General features: G+C 68.1%; 19 protein-coding genes. 13 read left to right on the forward strand and 6 right to left on the reverse strand.

Going from position 1 to position 23,458, the window contains the following annotated elements:
* Positions 1-22: 22 nt before the first annotated feature.
* Genes ABD116_RS37000 through paaN form a run of 3 tightly spaced genes read right to left on the reverse strand, consistent with a single transcriptional unit; the run spans position 23 to position 3,589 of the window.
* Positions 23-541 (reverse strand): flavin reductase family protein, encoded by a 519-nt coding sequence (locus ABD116_RS37000; protein ID WP_343981779.1) that lies wholly within the window; start codon positions 539-541, stop codon positions 23-25.
* A complete protein-coding gene (locus ABD116_RS37005) occupies positions 538-1,926 on the reverse strand; it encodes a serine hydrolase domain-containing protein (protein WP_343981782.1) in 1,389 nt (462 codons plus the stop codon). Before ABD116_RS37005 ends, ABD116_RS37000 begins: the two co-directional genes overlap by 4 nt.
* Positions 1,919-3,589, reverse strand: a complete 1,671-nt coding sequence (gene paaN / locus ABD116_RS37010; protein WP_343981785.1) for a phenylacetic acid degradation protein PaaN — start codon at positions 3,587-3,589, stop codon at positions 1,919-1,921. Before paaN ends, ABD116_RS37005 begins: the two co-directional genes overlap by 8 nt.
* Before the next feature lie 73 nt (positions 3,590-3,662).
* Between paaN and paaI the strand changes: the two genes are divergently transcribed.
* From paaI to paaK, 3 genes are all read left to right on the forward strand, one after another.
* The gene (paaI, locus tag ABD116_RS37015) at positions 3,663-4,088 is read left to right on the forward strand and encodes a hydroxyphenylacetyl-CoA thioesterase PaaI (protein ID WP_343981789.1); all 426 of its coding nucleotides are present in this window, start codon (positions 3,663-3,665) and stop codon (positions 4,086-4,088) included.
* Between the two features lie 133 nt (positions 4,089-4,221).
* Positions 4,222-5,427, forward strand: a complete 1,206-nt coding sequence (gene pcaF, locus ABD116_RS37020; RefSeq protein ID WP_343981792.1) for a 3-oxoadipyl-CoA thiolase — start codon at positions 4,222-4,224, stop codon at positions 5,425-5,427.
* 11 nt (positions 5,428-5,438) lie between these two features.
* Entirely contained in the window at positions 5,439-6,758 is a 1,320-nt protein-coding gene (gene paaK / locus ABD116_RS37025) for a phenylacetate--CoA ligase PaaK (RefSeq protein WP_343981795.1), read from the forward strand.
* A gap of 769 nt (positions 6,759-7,527) precedes the next feature.
* On the opposite strand, the gene ABD116_RS37030 is transcribed toward paaK, so the two are convergent.
* Positions 7,528-8,148: a TetR/AcrR family transcriptional regulator gene (locus ABD116_RS37030; RefSeq protein ID WP_343981798.1), complete on the reverse strand. Its 621-nt coding sequence runs from the start codon at positions 8,146-8,148 to the stop codon at positions 7,528-7,530.
* A gap of 181 nt (positions 8,149-8,329) precedes the next feature.
* Between ABD116_RS37030 and ABD116_RS37035 the strand changes: the two genes are divergently transcribed.
* The 7 genes from ABD116_RS37035 (at position 8,330) to ABD116_RS37065 (ending at position 13,902) form a co-directional block, all read left to right on the forward strand.
* The gene (locus ABD116_RS37035) at positions 8,330-9,133 is read left to right on the forward strand and encodes an SDR family NAD(P)-dependent oxidoreductase (RefSeq protein ID WP_343981801.1); all 804 of its coding nucleotides are present in this window, start codon (positions 8,330-8,332) and stop codon (positions 9,131-9,133) included.
* A gap of 2 nt (positions 9,134-9,135) precedes the next feature.
* Entirely contained in the window at positions 9,136-10,251 is a 1,116-nt protein-coding gene (locus ABD116_RS37040) for a DUF5938 domain-containing protein (RefSeq protein ID WP_343981804.1), read from the forward strand.
* A 70-nt stretch (positions 10,252-10,321) separates the two neighbouring features.
* A complete protein-coding gene (locus tag ABD116_RS37045; protein WP_343981807.1) occupies positions 10,322-11,857 on the forward strand; it encodes an acyl-CoA synthetase in 1,536 nt (511 codons plus the stop codon).
* 99 nt (positions 11,858-11,956) lie between these two features.
* Positions 11,957-12,484, forward strand: coding sequence for a DinB family protein (locus tag ABD116_RS37050; protein ID WP_343981810.1), 528 nt, complete (start codon positions 11,957-11,959; stop codon positions 12,482-12,484).
* A complete protein-coding gene (locus ABD116_RS37055; RefSeq protein ID WP_343981812.1) occupies positions 12,481-12,984 on the forward strand; it encodes a DinB family protein in 504 nt (167 codons plus the stop codon). The genes ABD116_RS37050 and ABD116_RS37055 overlap by 4 nt, the downstream gene beginning before the upstream one ends.
* 64 nt (positions 12,985-13,048) lie before the next feature.
* The gene (locus tag ABD116_RS37060; RefSeq protein ID WP_343981814.1) at positions 13,049-13,471 is read left to right on the forward strand and encodes an SRPBCC family protein; all 423 of its coding nucleotides are present in this window, start codon (positions 13,049-13,051) and stop codon (positions 13,469-13,471) included.
* On the forward strand, positions 13,468-13,902 hold the full coding sequence (locus ABD116_RS37065; protein ID WP_343981816.1) for a MarR family winged helix-turn-helix transcriptional regulator: 435 nt from the start codon (positions 13,468-13,470) through the stop codon (positions 13,900-13,902). Before ABD116_RS37060 ends, ABD116_RS37065 begins: the two co-directional genes overlap by 4 nt.
* Before the next feature lie 1,071 nt (positions 13,903-14,973).
* Here ABD116_RS37065 and ABD116_RS37070 read toward each other — a convergent pair.
* The gene (locus tag ABD116_RS37070) at positions 14,974-16,317 is read right to left on the reverse strand and encodes a serine hydrolase domain-containing protein (protein WP_343981819.1); all 1,344 of its coding nucleotides are present in this window, start codon (positions 16,315-16,317) and stop codon (positions 14,974-14,976) included.
* A gap of 84 nt (positions 16,318-16,401) precedes the next feature.
* Between ABD116_RS37070 and ABD116_RS37075 the strand changes: the two genes are divergently transcribed.
* The gene (locus ABD116_RS37075; RefSeq protein ID WP_343981822.1) at positions 16,402-19,779 is read left to right on the forward strand and encodes an ATP-binding protein; all 3,378 of its coding nucleotides are present in this window, start codon (positions 16,402-16,404) and stop codon (positions 19,777-19,779) included.
* Here ABD116_RS37075 and ABD116_RS37080 read toward each other — a convergent pair.
* Complete coding sequence (locus tag ABD116_RS37080) at positions 19,762-20,388, reverse strand: TetR/AcrR family transcriptional regulator (RefSeq protein ID WP_343981825.1); 627 nt, start codon at positions 20,386-20,388, stop codon at positions 19,762-19,764. The genes ABD116_RS37075 and ABD116_RS37080 overlap by 18 nt on opposite strands.
* 146 nt (positions 20,389-20,534) lie before the next feature.
* Between ABD116_RS37080 and ABD116_RS37085 the strand changes: the two genes are divergently transcribed.
* Together ABD116_RS37085 and ABD116_RS37090 are read left to right on the forward strand one after the other, a co-directional pair.
* Entirely contained in the window at positions 20,535-22,088 is a 1,554-nt protein-coding gene (locus ABD116_RS37085) for an AMP-binding protein (protein ID WP_343981827.1), read from the forward strand.
* Positions 22,085-23,263: a lipase family protein gene (locus tag ABD116_RS37090; protein WP_343981831.1), complete on the forward strand. Its 1,179-nt coding sequence runs from the start codon at positions 22,085-22,087 to the stop codon at positions 23,261-23,263. Before ABD116_RS37085 ends, ABD116_RS37090 begins: the two co-directional genes overlap by 4 nt.
* Positions 23,264-23,458: the final 195 nt, after the last annotated feature.

A 23,458-nucleotide genomic window follows, 5' to 3' on the forward strand; every position in this document is an offset into this window, starting at 1 on the left:
GTCCTCACTTTAAGCACGGACGTCAGAGAGTCGAGTACCGGCCTCGGCGATGGACCAGCACCGGGAGTTCCTCGGCCGCCAGCTCCACGTGTGCGATCTCCAGCTGGACCTGAAGGGCCCAGCCGACCTCGGGTGGGTCGGCCGAAACCAGCCGGCAACCCGCCCAGGTGCTCACCCCGACGGGCGCCGGGCCCCACTCCGTCTCGGTCCAGTCGATCATCCGGAACGGCCCGCCCGGCGCCGGCGCGACGTATCCGAAGGCGTCGGCCAGTTGCTGGTGCGGGCCACCGAGCAGGCTGACCACGGCTGTTCTTGCCTTGTGCAACGTTTCCCAGAGGTCCGAGTCCGGGTCGATCAGGCCGATCACGTAGCCGGGGTCACCGTCCGCGACGAGCATCGACGAGACGGTCAAGCCGGCCCGTTTCCCCTCATGGGCGGTCGTCCACAGCCCGACCGGCGACGGCAGCCGGCCACGGAACCGGCGTACCGGGCTCCGTTCCGACTCCGGTGGCAGGAACGGATGATCCCCGTGGATGGTCATGCCTGAACGGTACTCACCCGCACCCGGTCGGGCAGCGTGAAGCCGTGGATCGGGTGAGCGATCAGGCCGCTGGAGTCGCGGACCGACTCGACCTCACCGGTCGCGGCGAAGGTGTACCGGTAGCACTCGCCGACCGCCTGATAGCCGGAGCCGCCGACCGCCCGGAGAGCGTCGTCGCCGGCCGGTTCGAGCGCCGTCGGATCGGCGGTCGGGTCGAGCGCGGCCGGATCGAGCACATAGAGCCGGCCGCCGAGCAGCGCGACGTCGAAAACGCCCCACAGGTTGGCGAACCGGCCGGTGAACCGGGCCGGCCCGGTTTCCTCGGGGCGCGGCTTCGACTCGGCGAGGTCGACGAGCTTCAGCAGTCCCTCGGCCAACTGGGTCGCCGGCCCGTCGATCGCGTTCGTCAGCACCGAGACGACCAGCCGGCGTTCGGCGTCGACGAACGAGCGGGTGATGTGTCCGGGGTAGCCACCACTGTGCCCGAAGACCTGCCGCTCACCGACCTTGGCGATCTGCAGCCCGAGCCCGTACTGCGGCCAGTCCTTGTCCGAGGTCTTCCAGGCCGGATGCTGCATCTTCCGCTTCGAGTCGTCGGTCAGCAGCCGGACATCGCCGTCGAGGTGGGCCGACCAGAACGACACCAGATCACGCGCGTTGCCGAAGAAACCCGTCGCCGAGGCGAGTGCCCGGGTGTCGACGTGATCGATAGGGACCCGGCTGTCGGCGTAGGCCAGCGCGCTGTATCCGGTGGCGTACTCGTGGCTCCTGGCCGGATCGAGCTCCGGCCCCAGCCCGGCCAGACCGAGCTTGTCGACGATCTCGGTCTGCACGTAGGTGTTGTAAGGCGTACCGGACGCTGCCTCGATCACCAGGCCGAGCAGGCCGTAGCCGATGTTGGAGTACTTGAAGCGCTCGCTGTCGGCCAGGACGGCGGCACCGGGATCCTGGAGCACCCGCAGCAGGTGCTCTCGATCCGGGAACGGCGCGCCGAGTTGCCAGAAGTCGGCGCTGTCGCTGTCCCTGGTCACGCCGGCCGCGTGGCTGAGCAGTTCCCGGATCGCCCGCTCGCCCAGCGGGGTGCCGACGATCTCGGTGACATACATCGCGACCTTGTCGTCCAGCCGCACCTTGCCCTGCTCGGCCAGCTGGAGCAGGGCGGTCGCGGTGAACGACTTGGAGTGCGACGCGATCCGGAACAGGTGCTGCTCGGTCAGCGCGACGCCCTGCTCGACGTCGGCCGATCCGTAGGCAGCCGAGAACGCGATCGCGTCGTCGGCGTAAACAGCTGCCTGAACCCCTGGTATGCGCTGAAAACGCTGACTGAACGCCAGCCAGCTGTCGAAGTACGAGAGTGCTTCTTTCAGATTCTGCGCATCAGGCATGACGCCTAGACTGAATGACGCGGAAGCGACTCGCAACGTATGCGCCGTCCGTGTACGTGGCGTTAGCGGCCGGGTTCGCCCCGGTGCCGTGGAAATCGCTGAAAGCAGCCGATTGATTGACGAAGACCTGGCCGGTCAGGTTCTCCGACAGCGCGACGCCGACGTCGAGAGCGGCCTCACGGACCTCGTCCAGCACGGCAGGGTCGGTGGAGTAGACGCCGGCCGTCATCGCACCGCCGTCGCCGACGGTCTGGCGGAACAACGCGATCGATTCGGCGGTACCGCTGGTGCGGACCAGGAAGGACACCGGGCCGAAGCACTCGCGGCTGAAGACGTCCTCGTTCTTGGCGTCCAGCGCCACCAGCAACGGCGTCCGGACGACGGCGTCGGCGTACGCCGGGTGCGTGATCGCGCGGGACTCCAGCACGACGTCGCCGTACTCCGGGGCGAGCTCGAGCCGGTTGACCACGGCCTGGTTGACGATGCCGCCGAGCAGTTCGACCGCGCGGGCGTCGTCGCCGAGCAGCTTGCTGATCGAGTTCGCGATGCCGGCGCCGACCTCGTCGAAGGTCTTGTGGCCCTCGTCGGTCTCGATGCCGTCGGCGGGAACGAACAGGTTCTGGGTGGTGGTGCACATCTGACCGGAGTACAGCGACAGCGTGAAGGCGAGGTTGTTGCAGAGCGCCTTGAACGAGTCGGTCGAGTCGATGATGACCGCGTTGACGCCGGCCTTCTCGGTGAAGACCTCGGCCTGGGTCGCGTTCTGCTCCAGCCAGTCGCCGAACTCGGTACCACCGGTGAAGTCGATCAGCTTGACCTCGGGACGCAGCGCGAGCGGCTTGGCCAGGCCGTCACCGGGGTGCTCGGCGGCCAGGGTGACCAGGTTCGGGTCGTAGCCGGCCTCGGCGAGCACTTCGCGGGCCACCTCGACGGTGATGGCCAGCGGCAGGACGGCCAGCGGGTGCGGCTTGACGATGACGGCATTGCCGGTGACGAGCGAGGCGAACAGACCCGGCCACGAGTTCCAGGTCGGGAACGTGTTGCAGCCGATCACCAGCGCGACGCCGCGGCCGGTGACGGTGAAGTTCTTCTCCAGCCGGATCGGGTCGCCCTTGGCCGGCTTCTCCCAGATCGCGGTCGCCGGGTAGCGGCTCATCTCCTCGTACGCGTAGGCGATCGCCTCCAGCGCCCGGTCCAGCGCGTGCGCGCCACCGGCCTGGAACGCCATCACGAACGCCTGGCCGCTGGTGTGCTGGACCGCTCCTGCCAGCTCGAAGACCCGCTTGTGCAGCCGGTCGAGGATCTCCAGCGTGACGCCGACGCGGCCCTCGATCCCGCCCTTTCGCCAGTCGGTCAGGCCCTTTTGGGCAGCCGCGAGCAGCTCGTCCAGGCCGTTCTCGACGGTTCGCGGATACTGGACGTCCAGCGGTACGCCGTACGGCGACTCCTCGGAACTGACTGTGCCACTGGCCCCCGGCGTCTCGAGCGCGAACGTCGTACCGCGGTGTGCCTCGAACGCGGCCTTGCCGTCCTCGGCCGCCGTCTCGCCGTAAACCCGCGGGCTCGGCGACTCCGGGAAGGCGGAGTAGTAGCCACGACTGCGGATCGCGGTGAGCGCGCCGTCGAGCCGTTCACGGTGGGAAGCCAGCCAGTCAGTAGTCATGACAGTGATGTTACAGTCCATGACCAGATCGGGGCTAGAGTGTCACAACCACTCCCTACCGCTGGGTGACCGAATGGGCAACGAGCTAGCAAGCCGGGTCGCGGCCGCCATGTGGGCCGACGACTCCGCCAGCGCGGGCCTCGGCATGCGCCTGGTCTCCGTCGGCGACGGCACGGCCGAACTGGCGATGACGGTGCGCGACGACATGGTGAACGGCCACGGCATCGCGCACGGCGGCTTCATCTTCACGCTGGCCGACTCGGCCTTCGCTTTCGCCTGCAACTCACGCAACCTGGTGACTGTGGCCCAGGCCTGCGACATCGTGTTCATCGCTCCCGCCCAGCGCGGTGACGTGCTGGTCGCCGAGGCGCGGGAGCGGACGCAGTACGGCAAGAACGGGATCTACGACGTGACGGTCCGGCGCGGCGACGACGTGATCGCCGAGTTCCGCGGCCGGAGTCGTCAGTTGAGCGGCAGCATCATCAAGGAGGATTCATGACTGCGTTTTCGGCCTCGCCTCCGGCTCGGCGGGTCATGGGGCTGAAACTCCCGTTCTTCCCTCGTCGCTTCGCCCCTCAGTCCAGAACGGGAGGCCCCATGCCCAGGTTGCTCAGTCTTGACCAGGAGATCCGATGACCCGGGTAGCGTATTTGGTGGACGGCGTCCGCACCCCGATCGGGCGGTACGCCGGTGCGCTGGCAACCGTCCGGCCCGACGATCTCGCCGCGCACGCGCTGAAGAGCCTGCTCGCGAGACATGAAGGCCTCGACCCGGCGACGATCGACGACGTCTTCCTCGGCTGCGCCAACCAGGCCGGCGAGGACAACCGCAACGTCGCCCGGATGGCGCTGCTGCTGGCCGGCCTGCCCGACAGCGTGCCCGGATCCACGATCAACCGGCTCTGCGGTTCCGGGCTGGACGCGGTCGCCGCGGCCGCCCGCTCGATCGTTGCCGGTGACAACGAGATCGTGTTGGCCGGTGGCGTCGAGTCGATGTCCCGCGCGCCCTTCGTGATGCCCAAGGCAGCGTCTGCTTTCTCCCGCCAGGCGGAGATCTTCGACACCACGATCGGCTGGCGCTTCGTCAACCCACTGCTGAAGAAGCAGTACGGGATCGACTCGATGCCGGAGACCGCGGAGAACGTCGCCGCCGACTTCGCCGTCTCCCGCGAAGACCAGGACCTCTTCGCCTACCGCAGTCAGCAACGCGCGGCGAAGGCACAGGCGAACGGACGGCTCGCCGAGGAGATCGTCGCCGTGGAGGTGCCCGGCAAGCGTGGCGCGGTGACGGTCGTCGACGTCGACGAGCACCCGCGTGAGACCTCGCTGGAAGCCCTGGCCGGCCTGAAGACTCCGTTCCGCGACCCCGGTACGGTCACCGCAGGCAACGCGTCCGGCGTCAACGACGGCGCCGCCGCACTGCTGGTGATGAGCGGCGAAGCGGTCGAGCGGCTCGGCGTCACTCCGCTGGCGCGGATCGTCGGTACCGCGGCTGCCGGCGTACCGCCGCGGATCATGGGCATCGGCCCGGTCCCGGCGACCCGCAAGGTGCTCGGCAAGGCCGGAGTCGCGCTGGCGGATGTCGGCGTGATCGAACTCAACGAGGCGTTCGCGGCCCAGTCCCTCGCAGTACTGCGTCAGCTGGGGCTGCCGGACGACGCAGAGCACGTGAATCCGAACGGCGGCGCCATCGCCCTGGGTCACCCCCTGGGGATGTCCGGCGCGCGTCTCGCCCTCACCGCCGCCCTGGAGCTTCGCCACCGCGACGCCGGGTTCGCGCTCTCCACCATGTGCATCGGAGTCGGCCAGGGCATCGCGACCCTACTGGCCCGCCCCTGAGAGGCAGTCGAATGACTGAACGATTTCTCGGTGAAGCGCCCTCGGCGGACCTGCTCGACGACGGCGAGAAGCTCGGCGTCGACGAACTGCGGTCGCGGCAGCTGGCCGGCCTGCAGACCACCGTGCGCGCGGCGTACGAGAACGTCCCGCACTACCGGGCGGCGCTGGACGGCGTCGGCTTCAAACCCGACGACCTGCAGGACTTCTCCGATCTGGCCCGGCTGCCCTTCACCGGCAAGCAGGACCTGCGCGACAACTACCCGTTCGGCATGTTCGCGGTCCCGCGCGAAGAGGTGGTCCGCGTCCACGCTTCCTCCGGTACGACGGGCCGCCCGACCGTCGTCGGCTACACCCGCGACGACATCGACAACTGGGCGAACCTGATCGCCCGCTCCATCCGCGCGGCCGGTGGACGCGCCGGCGACGTCTGCCATGTCGCCTACGGCTACGGCCTGTTCACCGGCGGTCTCGGCGCCCATTACGGCGCCGAACGGCTCGGCTGCACGGTCGTACCGGTCTCCGGCGGGATGACCGAGCGGCAGGTCGACCTGATCCGCGACTTCGGCGCCCGGATCATCATGGTGACGCCGTCGTACTTCCTCTCCATCATCGACGAGATGGTTGCCCGGGGCATGGATCCGCGGGAGACCTCGCTCGAGGTCGGCATCTTCGGCGCCGAGCCGTGGACCGAGCAGATGCGCACAGAGGTGGAGAGCAAGACGGGAATGCACGCCGTCGACATCTACGGGCTGTCGGAGGTGATGGGCCCGGGCGTCGCGCAGGAATGCGTCGAGACCAAGGACGGCCTGCACATCTGGGAGGACCATTTCTACCCCGAGATCATCGACCCGGTCACCGGCGAGACCCTGCCCGACGGCGAGGTCGGCGAGCTGGTCTTCACCACCCTCACCAAACAGGCTTTTCCGGTACTCCGGTATCGCACCCGCGACCTGACCCGGCTACTGCCCGGCACGGCCCGCCCCGGGATGCGCCGGATGGAGAAGATCACCGGCCGCACCGACGACATGATGATCGTCCGCGGCGTCAACGTCTTCCCCACCCAGATCGAGGAACAACTCCTGCTGGTCGACGGCCTGACCCCGCACTACCTCTGCATCCTCACCCGCCCCAACCGCCTCGACGAACTCACCGTCCAGGTCGAAGCAGCACCCGACCTACCGACCTCTTCGTACGCCTCAGCAGCCTCAGCGTTGTCGCGACGGGTGAAGGACCGCGTCGGCGTCACCGCAACCGTCCAGGTCCTCCCACCCCACGCCCTCGAACGCTCACTGGGCAAGGCCAAGCGGATCAGCGACCAGCGGAACCGATAGGGGATCAGACCTCAGGAACTGTGGATCGCGTCGCCGGGCCCCCACCATCCGCTTTACCCACGCAAGGTGCTGTGGACCGCGTCGCCGGGCTGCTTGACGCCAGCGGTACCAAACCCGCCAGCGAAACACCGTTCCTTCGGCGACTACCCCCACTACAGGTCGCCAGCGGCCAGACAACCTGTCAGCCGACCCCGGAATGGGCCACTTCGGCGGGATTTGGGTGGTTCGTCGCGGCGCGACAGCACTGTCCCAACCAAGACACCTGTCCTACCGAGCCAGCTGGGGTCCGGGAGGATTCTGTCGGAGACCAGGGAGGAAGTTGCCCCGATTTTGGGGCAAAACCCTCCCGAGATTCCTTATCTCAAAGGGATCCTCGTCGCCAGCTACCCGCCCCGGACCGCCGTGCACGCACAACTCCGGGAAACCATCCCGACACGCCGGGGTAACCGCTTGCCCATGGAGTTGTGCATGCGCGCACGACCATCCATTGCCCTCAGCAACTAGGTCCGGTAAGCCTCGCCAGCCGTCGCCCGCGAACCGGCTGACCTTGCGATCCTCACCCCTCGACACGACCCGCCTTGCCAAACGTCACCCCGCGACTCGACCCACCTCGAAGGTGACCCATTCGGCTCATACCCCTCCGCGAGATCCGCGTAGCTGCGAACCACGGCCCCTTACCGGAGCACACCGCAACCAACACCAACCTTGCGTGACCAACTGTCGAGCCCTGGTAGCCAACAGCCAGTTCCGCACCGGCAAGTGCGCATCCTCAGGGGATCAGCAGTTTGGGGAGGGTTTTGTCGACGCCGTCTTTGAGGGTGTCGAGGGCCTCGGGGTCGCCGGAGAGGTGGCGGAGCAGGGCTTGCTGGAAGAGGCCGTCGAACTGGGCGTAGGCGGTGGCCGGTGAGACCGTGATCGGCTTGCCGCTCAGATCGGCGTACGTGCTGACGATCCGCCAGATCATCAGCTCGAGCGTCTGGTCGATCTCCAGCACGTCCTCGCGGAACGACTCCTCGAACAAGGCCTGGTTGCGCAGGTCGTACCAGAGCCTGTGCATCGTCCCGTCTTCGTCACAGGTGGTAGCCAAGGCCTGGGCGAAGTCGACCCGGAGCTGGTCGGCCGTCTGCGCGGTGGCGACGATCTGGTCGTACCGGGTGACGCACTCGGCCTTGTAGAGCTTCACGCAGAACATGATCAGCTCGACCTTGTCGCGGAAGTAGTAGTGCAGGACGCCGTGCGAGAAGTCGGAGTTCTGGGCGATCTCCCGCAGGCTGGTGCGGGCGTAACCGAGCTCGGACAGGGTACGCAGCGCCGAGGTGGCGAGCTGGGCGCGGCGCTCAGCGAACTTGTCCACCTGGCGGCGCGAGATCCGGTCCGACACGTCGGTCACGGTCAGCCTCCCGAGGTTCGTTCCAGCGAGTTTAACCCGGAGTTCAGATTTTTTGGACAGTTGCCCAAGAAAGTCTTGACGACTGTCCAGAACTCCGTGACGCTGTGCTCATCGCCCGATCACCGCCTCACCGGTGGTCGGGCGGCCGAAGGGGTCCAGCAGCCGGCCGAAGGGGACAGTTATGAGCGGGTACGACCTGACCGGACGAAAAGCCTTGGTGACCGGGGGTGCGCGCGGGCTCGGGGCCGGAATGGCTGAAGCTCTCGCAGCGGCCGGCGCCTCGGTGGTGATCGCGGACATCGCGGAGGATCTCGGCAAGGCGACGGCCGATTCGCTGAACGACAGCGGCGCGACGGCGGCGTTCGTGCCGCTCGACGTCACCGACGACGCGAACTGGGAGGCGGCGATCAGCGCCACCATCACCGAGCTCGGCGGCCTGGACATCCTGGTGAACAACGCCGGCGTCGAACTGTCCGGCCTGGTGATCGACCTCGACCCGGCCGACGTCCGCAAGATGCTGGAGATCAACGTCCTCGGCACGGCGCTGGGGCTGAAGCACGCATTCCGCGCGATGCGGCCGGAGGGACCCGCCGGGACTGGTGGCTCGGTGGTCAACATCTCCAGCGTCGCGGCGACCATCCCGTTCCCCGGCATCTCCGGGTACTCCGCGACGAAGTCCGCGGTCGACCGGTTGACCCGGGTGGCGGCGATGGAGTCCGGCAAGCTCGGGTACGGCGTACGGGTGAACTGCGTGTATCCAGGCCTGGTACCGACCGAGATGGGCATGAAGCTCGCGGCCGACATGGTCACGCTCGGGCTCTGGCCGTCGGCCGAAGCTGCAGTCGGGGACGTCATCGGCCTGACCCCACTGGGTCGGCTCGGCGAGGTCGGCGACATGGCCGACGCGGTCGTCTTCCTGGCCTCGGACGCGGCGAAGTTCATCACCGGCGCGGGCCTGCCGGTCGACGGCGGAATGGGGATGTGACGATGAGCAAACCCGTCGTCGTCTACGGCGCCTCCGGCTACACCGGGCGGCTCGTCTGCGAGTACCTGCGCGAGTTCAACGTCCCGTTCATCGCGGCCGGCCGGGACAAGAAGCGCGTGCAGGAAGTGCTCGACAAGGTCCCCGGCATCGACACCGTCGACCACGAGGTGGTCGAGGTCGAGCACGAGGTGAGTGCGCTGACCGACCTGTTCCGCGGAGCGAAAGTGGTCAGCAACATGGTCGGCCCGTTCGTCAAGTACGGGCCGGAGGTCGTCGAGGCGAGCCTGGCGGCCGGCTGCCACTACCTGGACACCACTGGTGAACAGGACTGGCTGCTGGACGCGCAGAACGGGTGGGGTGACAAGTTCACCGCCGAAGGACTGTTGCTTGCTCCGGGAGTCGCTCAGATGTACACGACTGGCGAGATCGCCGCGAACATCTGTCTGGAGACCCCTGGCCTCGACACCCTCGACATCCTGGTGCTGTGGAAGGGATTCCCGACCTACGCGTCGACCCAGACCATCTTCACCATCCTCAAGGCCGACTGGCACTACCTCGAGCAGAACGAGCTGGTGAAGTGGGACCCGCTGACCACGACCGAGGTCAATGTCCCGGGCCAGCACGCGACCGCACTCGCCCTGCCCTGGGGCGGCACGAGTCACCCGGTCTGGTTCAAGAACGATCCCCGCGTGGCCAACGTGAAGGTGGCCGGTGGCGTCTTCGACCGGACCGTGATGCAGGGCGTGGTCGAGGCGGTGAAGATGGTCGAGTCGCAGATCAAGACGCTGCCGGCCGAGCAACAGGACGCCGCGCTCGCCGAGGTCGCCGCGTCGGTACAGGCCAGCATGCCGCCGCGCGAGAACCCGCGGATCAACACGTCGCTCGACTCGGTCCACGCGTCCGGTCCGCTCGGGCGCGCGCACTGCGTCATCTACGGCAACAGCAACTACAAGCAGACAGGCGTGCTGCAGGCGTACGCCGCCTATTCGCTCCTCCAGCAGCCGCCTAAGCGTGCCGGGCTCGCCTCAGCCTGTCAGGCCTTCGGGCACCGCGAGCTTCTCGGCGTACTGCGGAGCTTCGGGCTGGTTCTCGAACCTGTAGTGACCGTCCACCACTGAGACCGGGTGCGGGGGTGCCCGACTCACCCCCCCCAAGGGTCCCCCCGCACCTGTACCAACTGGAGTTCGCGTGAGGCTGTACGACTATCTGGACAAGGGCGCATCGCTCGGAGCCGATGCCCCCTGCCTGACGATGGCCGGTACTTCGCTCAGCTACGCCGAGGTGCAGCAACTGTCCTGGCAGGTCGGCCGTGCCCTGCACCGCTCGACCGTGCTGCCCGGTGACAAGGTGGCGATCCTGTCGGCGAACAACCCGATCTCGTTCGCCTGCGTCTTCGGTATCGCCCGGGCCGGCGCGATCTGGTGCCCGGTCAATCCGCGCAACGAGGCCGCCGAGAACCGGGACCTGCTCGATGCCTTCGACTGCTCCGCGTTGATCTTCCAGCGTGCGTTCCTCCCGCTGGTGGAGAAGATGCTGCCCGGGCTGCCGAAGCTGACCACGGTCATCTGCCTCGACGATTCGTTGCCTGGGGCAATCAGCCTGGCCGAGTGGCTGGCCGGCGTACCGGCCGATCCGTGGTCTTTGGAGCCGTTGGACGAGACGGCCCTGCTGGTCGGTACCGGCGGTACGACCGGGCGGCCGAAGGGGGTGATGCTGACCGAGCGCAACCTCGAGACGATGTCGGCGATCACGCTGATGAGCTATCCCTTCGACGGCCGGCCGGTCTATCTGGCGCTGGCGCCGCTGACGCACGCGGCAGGAGTACTCTGCTTCCCAGTACTGACGCTCGGCGGCGAGATCGTGATCATGCCGTCGCCCGACCTGGACGAGTTCCTGGCGTTGATCGAGCGGCATCGGGTCACCCACACCTTCCTGCCGCCGACCGTGATCTACATGGTGCTGGCGCATCCTTCCTTGTCCACCACGGATCTCGGCTCACTGCAGTGCTTCTGGTACGGCGCCGCGCCGATGTCGGCGGCCCGGCTGGAGGAGGCGCTGACGCGGATCGGGCCGGTGATGGCGCAGCTGTTCGGTCAGAGCGAGGCGCCGATGATGATCTCCACGATGGCGCCGGCCGATCACTTCCGTCCCGACGGCTCGTTCGCGGTGGAACGGTTCACCTCGGCCGGGCGGCCCTCGCCGCTGACACAGGTGGCGATCATGGCCGACGACGGGCGGCTGCTGGGGACCGGGGAGCGCGGCGAGATCGTCGTCCGGGGCTCGCTGGTGATGGCTGGGTACTACCGCGACTCGGTTGCGACCGCGGCCGCGTCGCAGTACGGGTGGCACCACACGGGTGACATCGGGTTCCTCGACGAAGACAACTACCTCTACATAGTGGATCGGGCGAAAGACATGATCATCACGGGCGGATTCAACGTGTACTCGGCGGAGGTCGAGCAGGCGCTGATGACGTACCCGGCGATTCGCGACTGCGCGGTCGTCGGACTACCGGACGAGAAGTGGGGCGAGCGGGTGACCGCGGTCCTGCAGTTGCACCCCGGGCTGACGGTGACCGAGTCGGAGGTCCGCAACTACGTGAAGAGCCGGCTCGGCAGCGTCAAGGCGCCGAAACAGGTGGTGGTCTGGCCCGATCTGCCGCGCTCGAAGGTCGGCAAAGTATTGAAGGGCGAGGTCAAGGCGAGGCTGCTAGGGTCGGAGTGAACCGAGAGGAGGTGAGCGCGATGTCCACGACTATCGTGCTGCCTGCCTGTCGCGTCCGCGGCTGACAGGTGGCTTGTTCTCACCACCTCAGGAGCTGCAATGACCGTGGTATCCCGTCCGCCGCTGACCTCTGACGAGCGGACCCAACTGACCGGCTGGCTGGACCTGCAGAGGTCCTTCGTCCGGATGAAATGCGAAGGCCTGACCGAGGCCGACGCGCATCGTTCCGTGCTCAGCACGTCGCCGTTGATGACGATGGCCGGGCTGGTGGCGCACCTGCGCTGGAACGAGTACTCCTGGTTCCAGCTGAGCCTGGTCGGCGTACCGGACACCGGGCAGACGCCCTGGACCAAGGACGGTCACCCGGACGCCGAGATGTTCGTCGACGACGTGCCGCTGGCTCAACTGCTCGACGAGTACGACGAGGAGTGCGCGCGCTCGAACGCGACCATCGCCGATCTCTCGCTCGACGCGCTCGAGCAGGGCACCGGCGACGACGACCCGGCCTCGCTGCGCTACATCCTCTGCCACATGATCGAGGAGACGGCCCGCCATGTCGGCCACCTGGACATCATCCGCGAACTCATCGACGGCGCCACCCGCTACGACTGGCGAACCCCCGCGTGAGGGCACTGCACACAGCCGATGAGCGAACCAGCCTCATCGGTTGGCTCGACCTGCAACGCTCGCTCGTCCGGCCGAAGTGCGAAGGCCTGAGCGAGGCCGACGCCCATCGCCAGCTCCTCCCGACCTCGCCGCTCACCACCGTGGCCGGCCTGGTCTCCCACCTCCGCTGGGTCGAGTACTCCTGGTTCACCGAGAACCTCCTCGGCACCCCCGACACCGGCCAGACCCCCTTCACCGAAGGCGGCCACCCCGACGCCGAAATGTTCGTCGACCACCGCACCCTCGCGGACCTCCTCGACGAGTACGACGCCGAATGCGCCCGCTCGAACGAGATCCTCACCGGCTTCACCCTCGACGACGTGGAGACGCTGCCGCCTCCCCGCCCGTCAGGACAGCCGGCCTCGACCCGCTACATCCTCAACCACATGCTCGAAGAAACCGCCCGCCACCTAGGCCACCTGGACATCCTCCGAGAACTCCTCGACGGCCAGCGCGGCTGACCTCTTGCCGATTTAGTCTGTGCAGAGATAATCTCTGTACAGACTAAATCCGAGGGAGCTCACCATGTGGGAACACGAACACACCGCCGACACCGCCGTACCGCGCGCCCAACTCTGGAAGGCCCTGTCCGACATCGACAGTTGGACCGTCTGGGACACCTCGATGGAAGCCATCGAACTGGACGGCCCCTTCACCGTAGGCAGCCGGGTCCTGATGAAACCGGCCGGCCAGGACCCGATCGAATCCACGATCACCGAGATCACCGAAGGCGAGCGCTACGCGGACGAAACCACCTTCAACGGCGCCACCCTCCGCTTCACCCACACCCTCTCCACCCCCGCCGAGGGGGTGACCCGGGTCGTCCACCGCCTGGAAATCACCGGCCCCGACGCGGACCAGCTAGGCCCCGAACTGGGCCCGATGATCACCGAAGACTTCCCCGAAGCAATGGCCGGCCTGATCGCCCACGCCTCCACCCTCACATGACCCGCTACCCCGGCGGCCCCGCCGAAAGCCCCGGTTTCCTCCTCTGGCACGTAACCCACACCTGGCAACGCGCAGTCACAGCCGCCCTGGCCCCACTAGACCTGACCCACGTCCAATTCGTCCTCCTGGCCTGCACCTGGTGGCTCACCAACGAGGGCCACACCCCCAACCAACAAGACCTGGCTCGGCAGGCCGGTACCGACATCAAAATGACCTCCCAAGTCCTGAAAACCCTAGAAAACAAGGGTCTTCTGACCCGCCAGATCTCCCCCACCGACGCCCGCGCCAAGACGCTCGCCCCGACACCCGCCGGCATCGAACTCGCCCAAAGAGCCATCACCGCGGTAGAAGCCGTCGACGAAACCTTCTTCGCCCCCGTCTCCACCCCAGCCCTGGTGAAGACCCTCACCAAGTTGACGGCGGCCGGGTGAGGCTGGAGTGGACGGGTGGTTGCTGTCGGCACGTGACTGTGGATCGCGTCGCCGGACTGCTTGAGTGTCCTACCACCAAGGCCAGGCGGACCCGCATTGAGGCCCGGGACGAGCACAACTGGCCCCGTGGGGTGGTCCACCACGGGCTGGCACCCGTCGACCCGGCCGGGCGCGCTGGGTGGGGGTGGCCAGTGGCAGGTTTTGGAGCCATTGGCGTGAAGCATCACGCCAGCCGTACAAAACCTGCTAGCGAACGCCGTTTCTTCGGCCACTGACGGTCTACAGGTCGCCAGCGGGCGAACAACCCGCCAGCCAGCCCCCGATCAGCCCCGAACGAGCCCAGATCAACCCGGATCAGCCCGTTCGCGCCGGGTTCGTCGCCGCGCGACAACACCAACTCCACCAACACGCCTGTCGCCCCGCAACCGACAGCACCACCCGGACAGCCACGCACGCACAACCCCAGCGAACCACCCCGACACGCCGGGGGTAAGCGATTCCCCACCGACTTAGGTATGCACCGACACCCGCTCGTTGCCCTCAGCAACCAATCCGGGGAGCCGGTCTCCGCGCTCAACGTCTCAATGGACTCCATCTCGGGGGTTAACCCCTGAGATGGTGGGTTGCCTCGCCAGAATCTGAGGAGGCAACCCACCATCTGCGGGGTTAACCCCCGCAACGAACCGGCCAGCCCGGCCGACAGCACCCCGCAACACGACCCGCCTTGCCCAACGTCACCCGGGACACGACCCGCCTTGCCCAACGTCACCCGCGACACGACCCGCCTTGCCGAACGTCGTCCCGGGGGCACGACCGACCTTGGGCAAAGCGCCCCTCTGGCTCAGACTCCTGCGCGGGATCCCGATAGCTGCGTCTTTCCCTGGTCGAGACGGTGCGGGTCAAGAGTCGAACTTGTTCGTTCCCGAAGGGACGCGCAGCGCTCTTGACGCGCGCTGAATCGACTAGGCCACTCACGCGGCGGGAGCCCGCCCACCACAGTCCCTGGTGCTGAGCAACCACGCAACACAGCCCCTGGTGCCCAGCAACCGCAACCACGCCAGCCAACGATCCTCAGACCTGCTCCCCGAAGGCGATGGGCTGGCGGGTGCAGAGGTAGGTGGCCCAGTGGAGGGTGGTGGGAGTGCCGTTGTCGTCTCGGGTGATGCGGAGGAGTTCGCCTGCTTCTCGGCCTGAGACGGTGCGGTAGACGTCTTCGGAGAGCTTTTCGAAGATGGCCGGCGGCTTCCAGTCGGGGGCGCCCTGGGCAACTGCTTGCAGGGTGCCTCCGACGACCGAGAAGACGAAGGGGCTTCCTTCGGAGTACCAGGTGCCGAGGACGGTGGTGAGGTCTTCGGGGATGGTGGTGCCGGGGGTCCAGGGGGTGGGCTTCGCGGGGTCGGTTTCCAGGACCTTGAGCGCTAGGTCGGTGGCCAGGGCAGCGGGGTCGGGGGCCGAGGTGGTGTTCATCAGGGCGATGCCGGCGGTGCCGGACGGGCGGTGGACGAAGGTGCCGGTGATGTGGCCGGGCATGCCGCCGGTGTGGCCGACGGTGACGCGGTTGCCGAGGCGGAGGAGCATGAAGCCGAGGCCGAAGGCGAGTACCCAGCGCTCGTCGACCATGATCTGCGGCTGGCACATCTCCTCGACGGTGTCCGCGGACAGCACCGAGTCCACCGGGTCGGCGATGAACGACGCCCACTTCGCCAGGTCCGCGGCGGTACTCGCGAGACCGCCGCACGCATTCATCGCGCCGATGTCGAGCACCGGCTCCTTCACCGGTACGTCGCTCCACGGCGGCACGTAGTACCCCTGAGCCGCCGGGCCGCCGTCGAACCCGACCGTCGTCCGGCTCATCTCCAGCGGCTGCAGGATGCGCGCCTTGACCGAGTCGTACCAGCTGCGTCCCTCGAGCCGCTCGATCACCTCGCCGAGCAGCGAGTAGACCAGGTTCGAGTAGTGGAACCGGTGGTGCGGCCTGCCGATCCGCTCGGATTCGTTCCAGCCGGTCAGCAGCTCGTCGCGGTTCGGGAACGCCATCGTGTCCCAGACGTCGCCAACGGGTTCGCGCTGCATACCGCTGGAGTGGCTGAGCATCTGCCGCACGGTGATACCGCCGTGCTTGGTTTCGGGCAGCAGTTGGTCGAGCTGGTCGTCCAGGGTGAGCTTGCCCTCGTCGCGCAGCGCCATGATCGTCACCGCAGTGAAGGTCTTGCTGTGCGAGGCGATCAGGTACTGCGTATCGGCCGTCGGCGCGGCCCCCGGCTGGTCCAGGTCGGCCGAGCCGACCCCTTCGGACCAGGCCAGGCCACCGTCGCGGGCAACGGCCCCGACGAGCCCGGGCACCCGCCCATTGGCCTGGCGTTCGGCGACGATCCGGCTGAGCGCGGACTGGGTCTGAGCGGAGATCTCGGTCACCAGCCGACATTAAGCCATCGAGGGGCTCTTTCGGATGTGACAAAAGACAGGGGTCTGAACGGGCACGTGTGGGAGGCTGGTGGGGTGCGCATAGCGGTGCTCGGTCCTCTCGCCATGTGGGCGGCCGACGGATCTCCGCTGGACGTCCGCGGAGTCCGCCTGCGCGGCCTGCTGGCCAGGCTCGCGCTGAGCGCGGGACGCCCGGTCGGCATCGACACCTTGGTCGACGGCCTGTGGGGCACCGAGGCGCCCAGCGCGAACGCCCTGCAGTCGCTGGTCTCGCGACTGCGTGCCGGCCTGCCCGCGACCGAGTCGAGCATCTCGGTCCAGTCCGGCCCGGCCGGCTACACCCTGACCATCTCGCCGGAGTCCGTCGACGCACTGCACTTCGAGGAGCTGGTACGCCGGGGCCGCGAGCTACTCACCACGGATCCCAGCCAGGCCAAGGCCCTGCTCACCCAGGCCGAGCGGCTCTGGCGTGGTGACGCCCTGGCAGATCTCCGTGACCTACCGTTCGCGGCGATCGAGGCCGACCGTCTCGAAGAGCTGAAGCTGGGCGCCTCCGAGGACCTCGCCGAGGCCGCCATCGCCAGCGGCAACGCCCGCGAGGTCACTGCCGAGCTCGAGCGACTCACCGCCACCCACCCACTCCGCGAACACGTCCACGAGCTCCTGATCAGAGCCCTGTACGCCGATGGCCGCCAAGCCGAAGCACTAGCCGCGTACGAGCGAGTCCGCTCAACCCTGGCCGACGAACTCGGCGCAGACCCGGGCGCTCGACTCCGCGAACTCCACGTGTCGGTACTCCGCGGAGACGCGATCGACCCGGTCGCCACGACTCCCGTAGTACTGGCTGCTCAGCCCTCGGCGCCGCGGAGCAACCTGCGAGCCCCGATGACCAGCTTCGTCGGCCGGGCCGGTGATGTGGCCGAGCTCGCTCGCCTGCTCAGCAACGGCACGCGACTCGTCACCATGGTCGGCCCTGGCGGCGCTGGCAAGACCCGGTTGGCCACCGAGACCGGGCGGTCGCTGGTCGAGCAGACCGGCGACGGCATCTGGTTCGTCGAGCTGGCCCCGCTCGCTGATGCTGCCGATGTAGCGCCAGCGATCCTCGGCACACTCGGTGCCAGCGAGTACGTCGACAGCATGCAGATGGGCCTCGCGCCGAAGCACTTCCCGAGCAGCCGCGCGGCCACCCAGCGACTCGTCGAGGTCGTCGCAGACCGGCGCGTCCTGCTCGTCCTCGACAACTGCGAGCATCTCGTCCAGGAGGTCGCCGATCTGGTCGACTCCCTCCTTGCCGCCTGCCCCCGGCTCCGCGTGCTCACCACCAGCCGCGAGCCGCTGAGCATTCCCGGCGAACACCTTCATCCGGTCGGCCCCCTCGGGCTGCCGCCGATCGACAGTACCGACGACACGTACCCGTCGATCCAGCTGTTCGTAGACCGGGCCCGGGCGGTCCGCCCGGACTTCGCCGTCACCAGCGCGAACCGGCAGGCGATCGCGGAGATCTGCCGCCGCCTCGACGGCATGCCACTGGCGATCGAACTGGCAGCAGCGAGACTGCGCGCGCTCACCCCGCTGCAGATCGTCGACCGGCTCAACGACCGATTCCGCTTGCTCACAAGCGGTTCCCGGACCGCGCTCCCTCGCCACCAGACACTGCGCGCGGTCGTGGAGTGGAGTTGGGACCTGCTCGACGCCGACGAGCAGGCAGTAGCGCGACGGCTGTCCCTCTTCTCCGGCGGCGCCACGCTCGAAGCCGCCGAACGCGTCTGCAGCGGCCCGGGCCTACCACCGGAAGCAGTCCTCGGAGTACTGGCGTCGTTGGTCGACAAGTCGCTAGTCGAAGCAGCTGCCGACGACAGGTCGGTTCGCTACCGGATGCTCGAGACGGTGAAGGCATACGGCACCGAGCAGCTCACCGCATCCGGCGAGTCCGCGCAGGTCCGCGAGGCACACACCGCGTACTTCAGCGAGCTACTCCGGCAAGCCCGGCCCAAGCTGCACACCGGCGAGCAACTGCAGTGGATCGCCCGCTTCGACGCCGACAACGAGAACTTGCTCGACGCACTCCGTACGGCGGTCGACGCCGGCGACGCGCAGACAGCACTCGACCTCGTCTCGGTGCTCGGTGAGTACTGGAACATGCGCGGCCGGCCGACCGAGGCCGTCACCTGGTTCGAGGCCGCGCTCGAACTCAAGGGTCCGACCCATCCGCTGATCCGCGCGACCACGCTGATGATGTACGCGCTCGGCACCCTCTCGAACGGCGAGGATCCGTCCGCCTCGTACGGCGGCGCGATCCGCGGCCTGGCCGAGGTGCGGCTACTGAGCCGCCGGCACCGGGTGGTCGCCGAGTCGGGGATCGGCCGGTTCACCAACGCCGTCTGGGCGATGGTCCGCCGGGACAAGGCGACCTGCTTCCGCGAACTCGAAGAGGCCAGCCACAACGAGGATCCTTGGGTACGGAACATGGCCGTGATGATGACCGCGATGTTCCGCGAGAACGAGGGCCAGGTCGAGGAGATGGCCGTCGACCTCGCCACCGCGCTGGACGGCTTCCGCGCCCTTGGCGACCGGTGGGGAACGTCCCTGGCGCTCCGCGGACTGTCGAGTCACCAGGCCGGCCGGGGCGACCACGCAGACGCGCTGGAGTCGCTCACCGAGGCACTGCGGCTGGTCGACGAACTCGGTACCACCGAAGGCGTCGCGCAACTCCTGGCCCAGTGCGCGCAGAGCCGCGCCGAGCTGGGCGACCTCGACGGCGCGCGGGCCGACCTGACCCGGTCGCTGCAACTCGCCGAGGAGCACGGAAGCCGTGGCGGGCAAGCGATCGCGCTGATGGGGTTCAGCACGCTGGCCCGCCGCGAAGGCCAGTTGGACGACGCCAAGGACCTCGCGGATCGGGCGTACGCGATGCTCGATCTGGTGGCCGAACGGGTCGCGCCGCACGGTCAGGCGATGATCCTCGCTCAGCTCGGCCGGGTGGCTGTCGCCCGCGGCGAGTTGGACGTTGCGCGCGACTACAGCAGGCAGGCTGTCGGGCTCGCACTCAACACCGAGGACATGCCGCTGGCCTCCGGCATCGTCGAGGCGGCCGCCGACGTGGAGGTGCTGGCCGGCGAGTACGAGTTGGCTGCCCGGACGATCGGCATCGCCGTGAGTCTGCGCGGAATGCGGAGCATCCCCGACTCCGACGTACGCCTGACCGTCGAGCGGTTGCGCGCGGAGCTTGGCGACGAGCGCTACGAGACGGCGTACGAGGCAGGTGCCGCGCTGGGACGCGAGGACGCGTGCAGTGAGCTCCGCAAGCGACTCGACCTGCCGGAGACCACCGCCGGGCTGGCCGGGCTGCTCATCGGCCGAGCCGACGATCCGGCCCGCGCCAGCGGCTCGATCCGGACCGGCGCCGGACCGACGGGCTCGTTGCGGACGGGCGGATCAGCCGAGCATGAGTGAGACGGCCAGGTCGCGCAGCGCGGTCTGGACCTGCTCCTCCGGCGGGCGTGGCTCGGTCAGCATCCAGTCGTAGACGACCGTGTTGACCGCGCCGATGAAGCACAGGCCGAGGAAGCGGAAGTCCTTGCGGGTCAGCTCGTTGCGCGACACCGCGACCTCGCCGACGCCGACCACGCTGGAGATCAGCAACTCGCGGAAGGCGATCCGCTGCTCCTCCACCGCCGGACTCGCGCCGACCACCTCGACGAACGAGATCCGGGCCCGGCGCAGGTCGGCCATGATGGTTCGCAGATAGCCGTCGACAGCCGCCACGATCCGCTCCCGGACCGGCGCGTCGGCGGTCGCCGCGAGCGCCTCACCGGTACTGCGGACCGCCAGCTCGATCACCTGGGCATGCACCGCGAGCAGCACGGCTTCCTTGTTCTGGAACTCGTGGTAGAAGTGCCGGGTCGACACTTTCGCCTGCGCACACAGCCGTTCCACCGAGGTCGCGGGGTAGCCGTCGGTCCCGAACAGCTCCAGCGCGGCGTCCAGCAGACGTTCCCGTCGCGCCGCCTTCCACTCCTCGACGGAGCGACCGGAGTAGCGGCGTTCGGAGGGTTCGCTCATTGCACCTCTTGTCGATACCCCGTGCGTGAACTCTTGCCATCTTAGCCAGATCGGTCCTACATTACTGACCAGTTTTCATGTGAAAAGACCGCTTTTCGCTTAAAGCTCGGAGCCGCCCCATGAGGTCAGCCGACAAACTGCGTGCGGTGCGAGTCCTTCGCGCCGCTGGGCTGCTCGATCTGAGCCGCCCGGTTCTCACAACCACCACCTCGTTGGCGATGCGGCGACTGGGACCGATTGCAGGTGCCGCCCACATCGCCGCCCGGCGGGATCCTGGCGACCTCGCTCTGATCGACGAACTCGGCGAGCTCAGCTATGGCGAGCTGGACCGGCGCGCGAACGCCTTGGCCCGCGGCTGGACGGCAGCGGGGGTCGAACCGGGCCAGGTGGTCGGCGTGCTCTGCCGGGATCATCGCCGGGTCGTCGACGCGATGATTGCCTGCGGCAAGCTCGGTGTCCGCCTGGTCTTGCTGAACACGGGTTTCAGCCGGGTCCAGCTGGCCGATGTCGCCCGCAGGGAAGGGGTTTCGGCGCTCGTCCACGACGAGGAGTTCGGTGATCTGCTGTCCTTGGTGCCGGCCGAGGTGCTCCGGTTTGTTGCCTGGGGCACCTCCAGCGATCTCGAGGCGATGATCGCCGCACACGATGACGGCCCGCTGAAGCTGCCTCGCCGGCAGGCCGGCATGGTGCTGCTGACCGGCGGCACGACCGGTACGCCGAAAGGCGCGCCCCGGCAGGTCCGGTCGCCGTTGATGGCCGCGCAGTTCCTCGACCGGGTGCCGTTGCGCCGCGGCGACACCGTCTTCATCGCGGCCCCCACGTTCCATGGCACCGGCCTGACGCAGTTCATCATGACGCTCGCGCTCGGTTCGACGATCGTGCTCCGCCGGCGCTTCGACGCGACCGCGACCCTCGAAGGGATCGAACGGCATCGGGCCACCGCGCTGATCGTCGTACCGACCATGCTGCAGAGGATTCTGGCGGCCGGACCGGAGCGCTACGACACCAGCTCGCTGCGGGTCATCATGAGCGCGGGCGCCTTGCTGCCAACGGATCTGGGCAACCGGGCGATGGCCGCGTTCGGTCCGGTACTGCACAACCTCTACGGCTCGACCGAGTGCGCTGTCGCCACCGTCGCAATGCCTGCAGATTGGCAAGCAGCACCCGGTACTGCGGGCCTCCCGCCCGTCGGCTGCCAGGTCCGCCTGTACGACGACGCCGACCGTCCGATCGAGCACCCCGGCATGACCGGGCGGATCTTCGTCGGCAACGGGCTCAGCTTCGCCGGCTACTCCGGCGGCGGCCACAAGGACAGCATCGACGGACTGCTGAGCACCGGCGACCTCGGCCATCTCGACGCCGGCGGACGGCTGTTCGTGGACGGGCGCGACGACGACATGATCGTGTCCGGCGGCGAGAACGTCTTCCCGATCGAGGTCGAGAACCTGGTCGAGGCGATGCCCGGGGTTGCCGAGGTCGCCTCGCTCGGCGTCCCTGACGAGGAGTTCGGTCAGCGCCTGCGGCTGTACGTCGTACTGGCCGACGGCTCAACCCTCGACAGCGACGCGATCCGCAATCACGTCAGGGACAACCTGGCGCGTTACAAAGTGCCCCGCGAGGTCGTTTTCCTCGATGAGCTCCCGCGCACCGCGACCGGCAAGGTCTACCGCCCCCACCTCCAAGGTAAGGACACCGCATGAACGGTCATCGCAGAACACTCGTCGCTCTCGCCGTCGCTCTCGGCCTACTCGCGACCGCCGCGCCATCGGCCTCGGCCTCCGCGATCGCTGAGCCTGACCAGGATGCGTTCTACCAGCCGGCCCCGGGGTACGAGTCGAAGGCACCCGGTACGGTGCTGAAGAAGCGGTCCGTGACGGTGACCGGGCTCGGGATTCCCTTGCCTGTCAAGGCGTTCCAGTTGCAATCCCGGAGTACCGACGCCAAAGACCGGCCGGTGACCGTCATCTCCACGGTGATCGTGCCCCTCACCCCGTACCTGGGTCAGCGACCGTTGCTGTCGTACCAGCCGGCCACCGACTCACTCGGCGACCAGTGCAACCCGTCGTACACGCTACGAACCGGCCTGGAGAAGGAGCTGCCCCTGCTGGCCCTAGGAGTCGCGAAGGGCTGGGCCGTGGTGGTGACCGACTACCAGGGCCCACGAGACGCGTACGGCGCCGGCCGAATGGAGGGCCACGCAGTACTGGACGGCATCCGGGCCACCCTGGCCTCACCCGAAGCCGGCCTGACCCCGACGACCAAGGTAGGCATCTGGGGCTACTCCGGCGGCGGCCTCGCCACCGGCTGGGCCGCTGAGCTACAACCCGCCTACGCCCCCGAACTGAACCTGGTCGGCGTAGCCTCCGGTGGCACTCCGGCCGACCTGGCGGCAGCCGGACGCCAGATGGACGGCGGCCCGTTCGCCGGCCTGTTCCTCGCGGCGGCGATCGGGGTCAGCCGCGAATACCCAGAACTCCTCACGATCTTCAATGCCAAAGGCAAACAACTGATCGCGGCAATGGACGACCTCTGCGTCACCGAAGAGGCCCTCTACGCCTTCCAGAGCGTCAAGCAGTACAGCGATTCCCCCGACCCCCTGGCCGAGCCCGTCGCTCAGCAGGTGCTGACCACCAACAAGATGGGTGCGAACGCCCCGAAAGCCCCCGTCTACCTCTACCACTCGAAGTTCGACGAGCTGATCCCCTGGGCGGTCGGAAAATCCCTCAACGACGCTTGGTGCGCCAAAGGCACAAAGGTCACCATGTACACCGACTACGCCAGCGAACACAACGTCCTGGCAGTAACCGGCGGCCCCGCGGCGGTCGCCTACCTATCCGCCCGCTTCGCGGGCTTCAAGGCCCCCACAACCTGCTAAGCATCCGAGCAAGCTCGGCCTAGCCAAGCGAAGGCTCAGCGCACCCGAGCGAAGCGAAGGCCCGGCGCGAAGCGAAGGCCCGGCGCGAAGCGAAGGCCCGGCGCGAAGCGAAGGCCCGGCGCGCCCGAGCGAAGCGTAGGGCTTCGGGCGGGGGCGCCTGCCCCACCCCTCGTTTTCCCTTCCAAACAGCGCCGG

Source organism: Kribbella koreensis, assembly GCF_039525325.1.
GTDB lineage: Bacteria > Actinomycetota > Actinomycetes > Propionibacteriales > Kribbellaceae > Kribbella > Kribbella koreensis.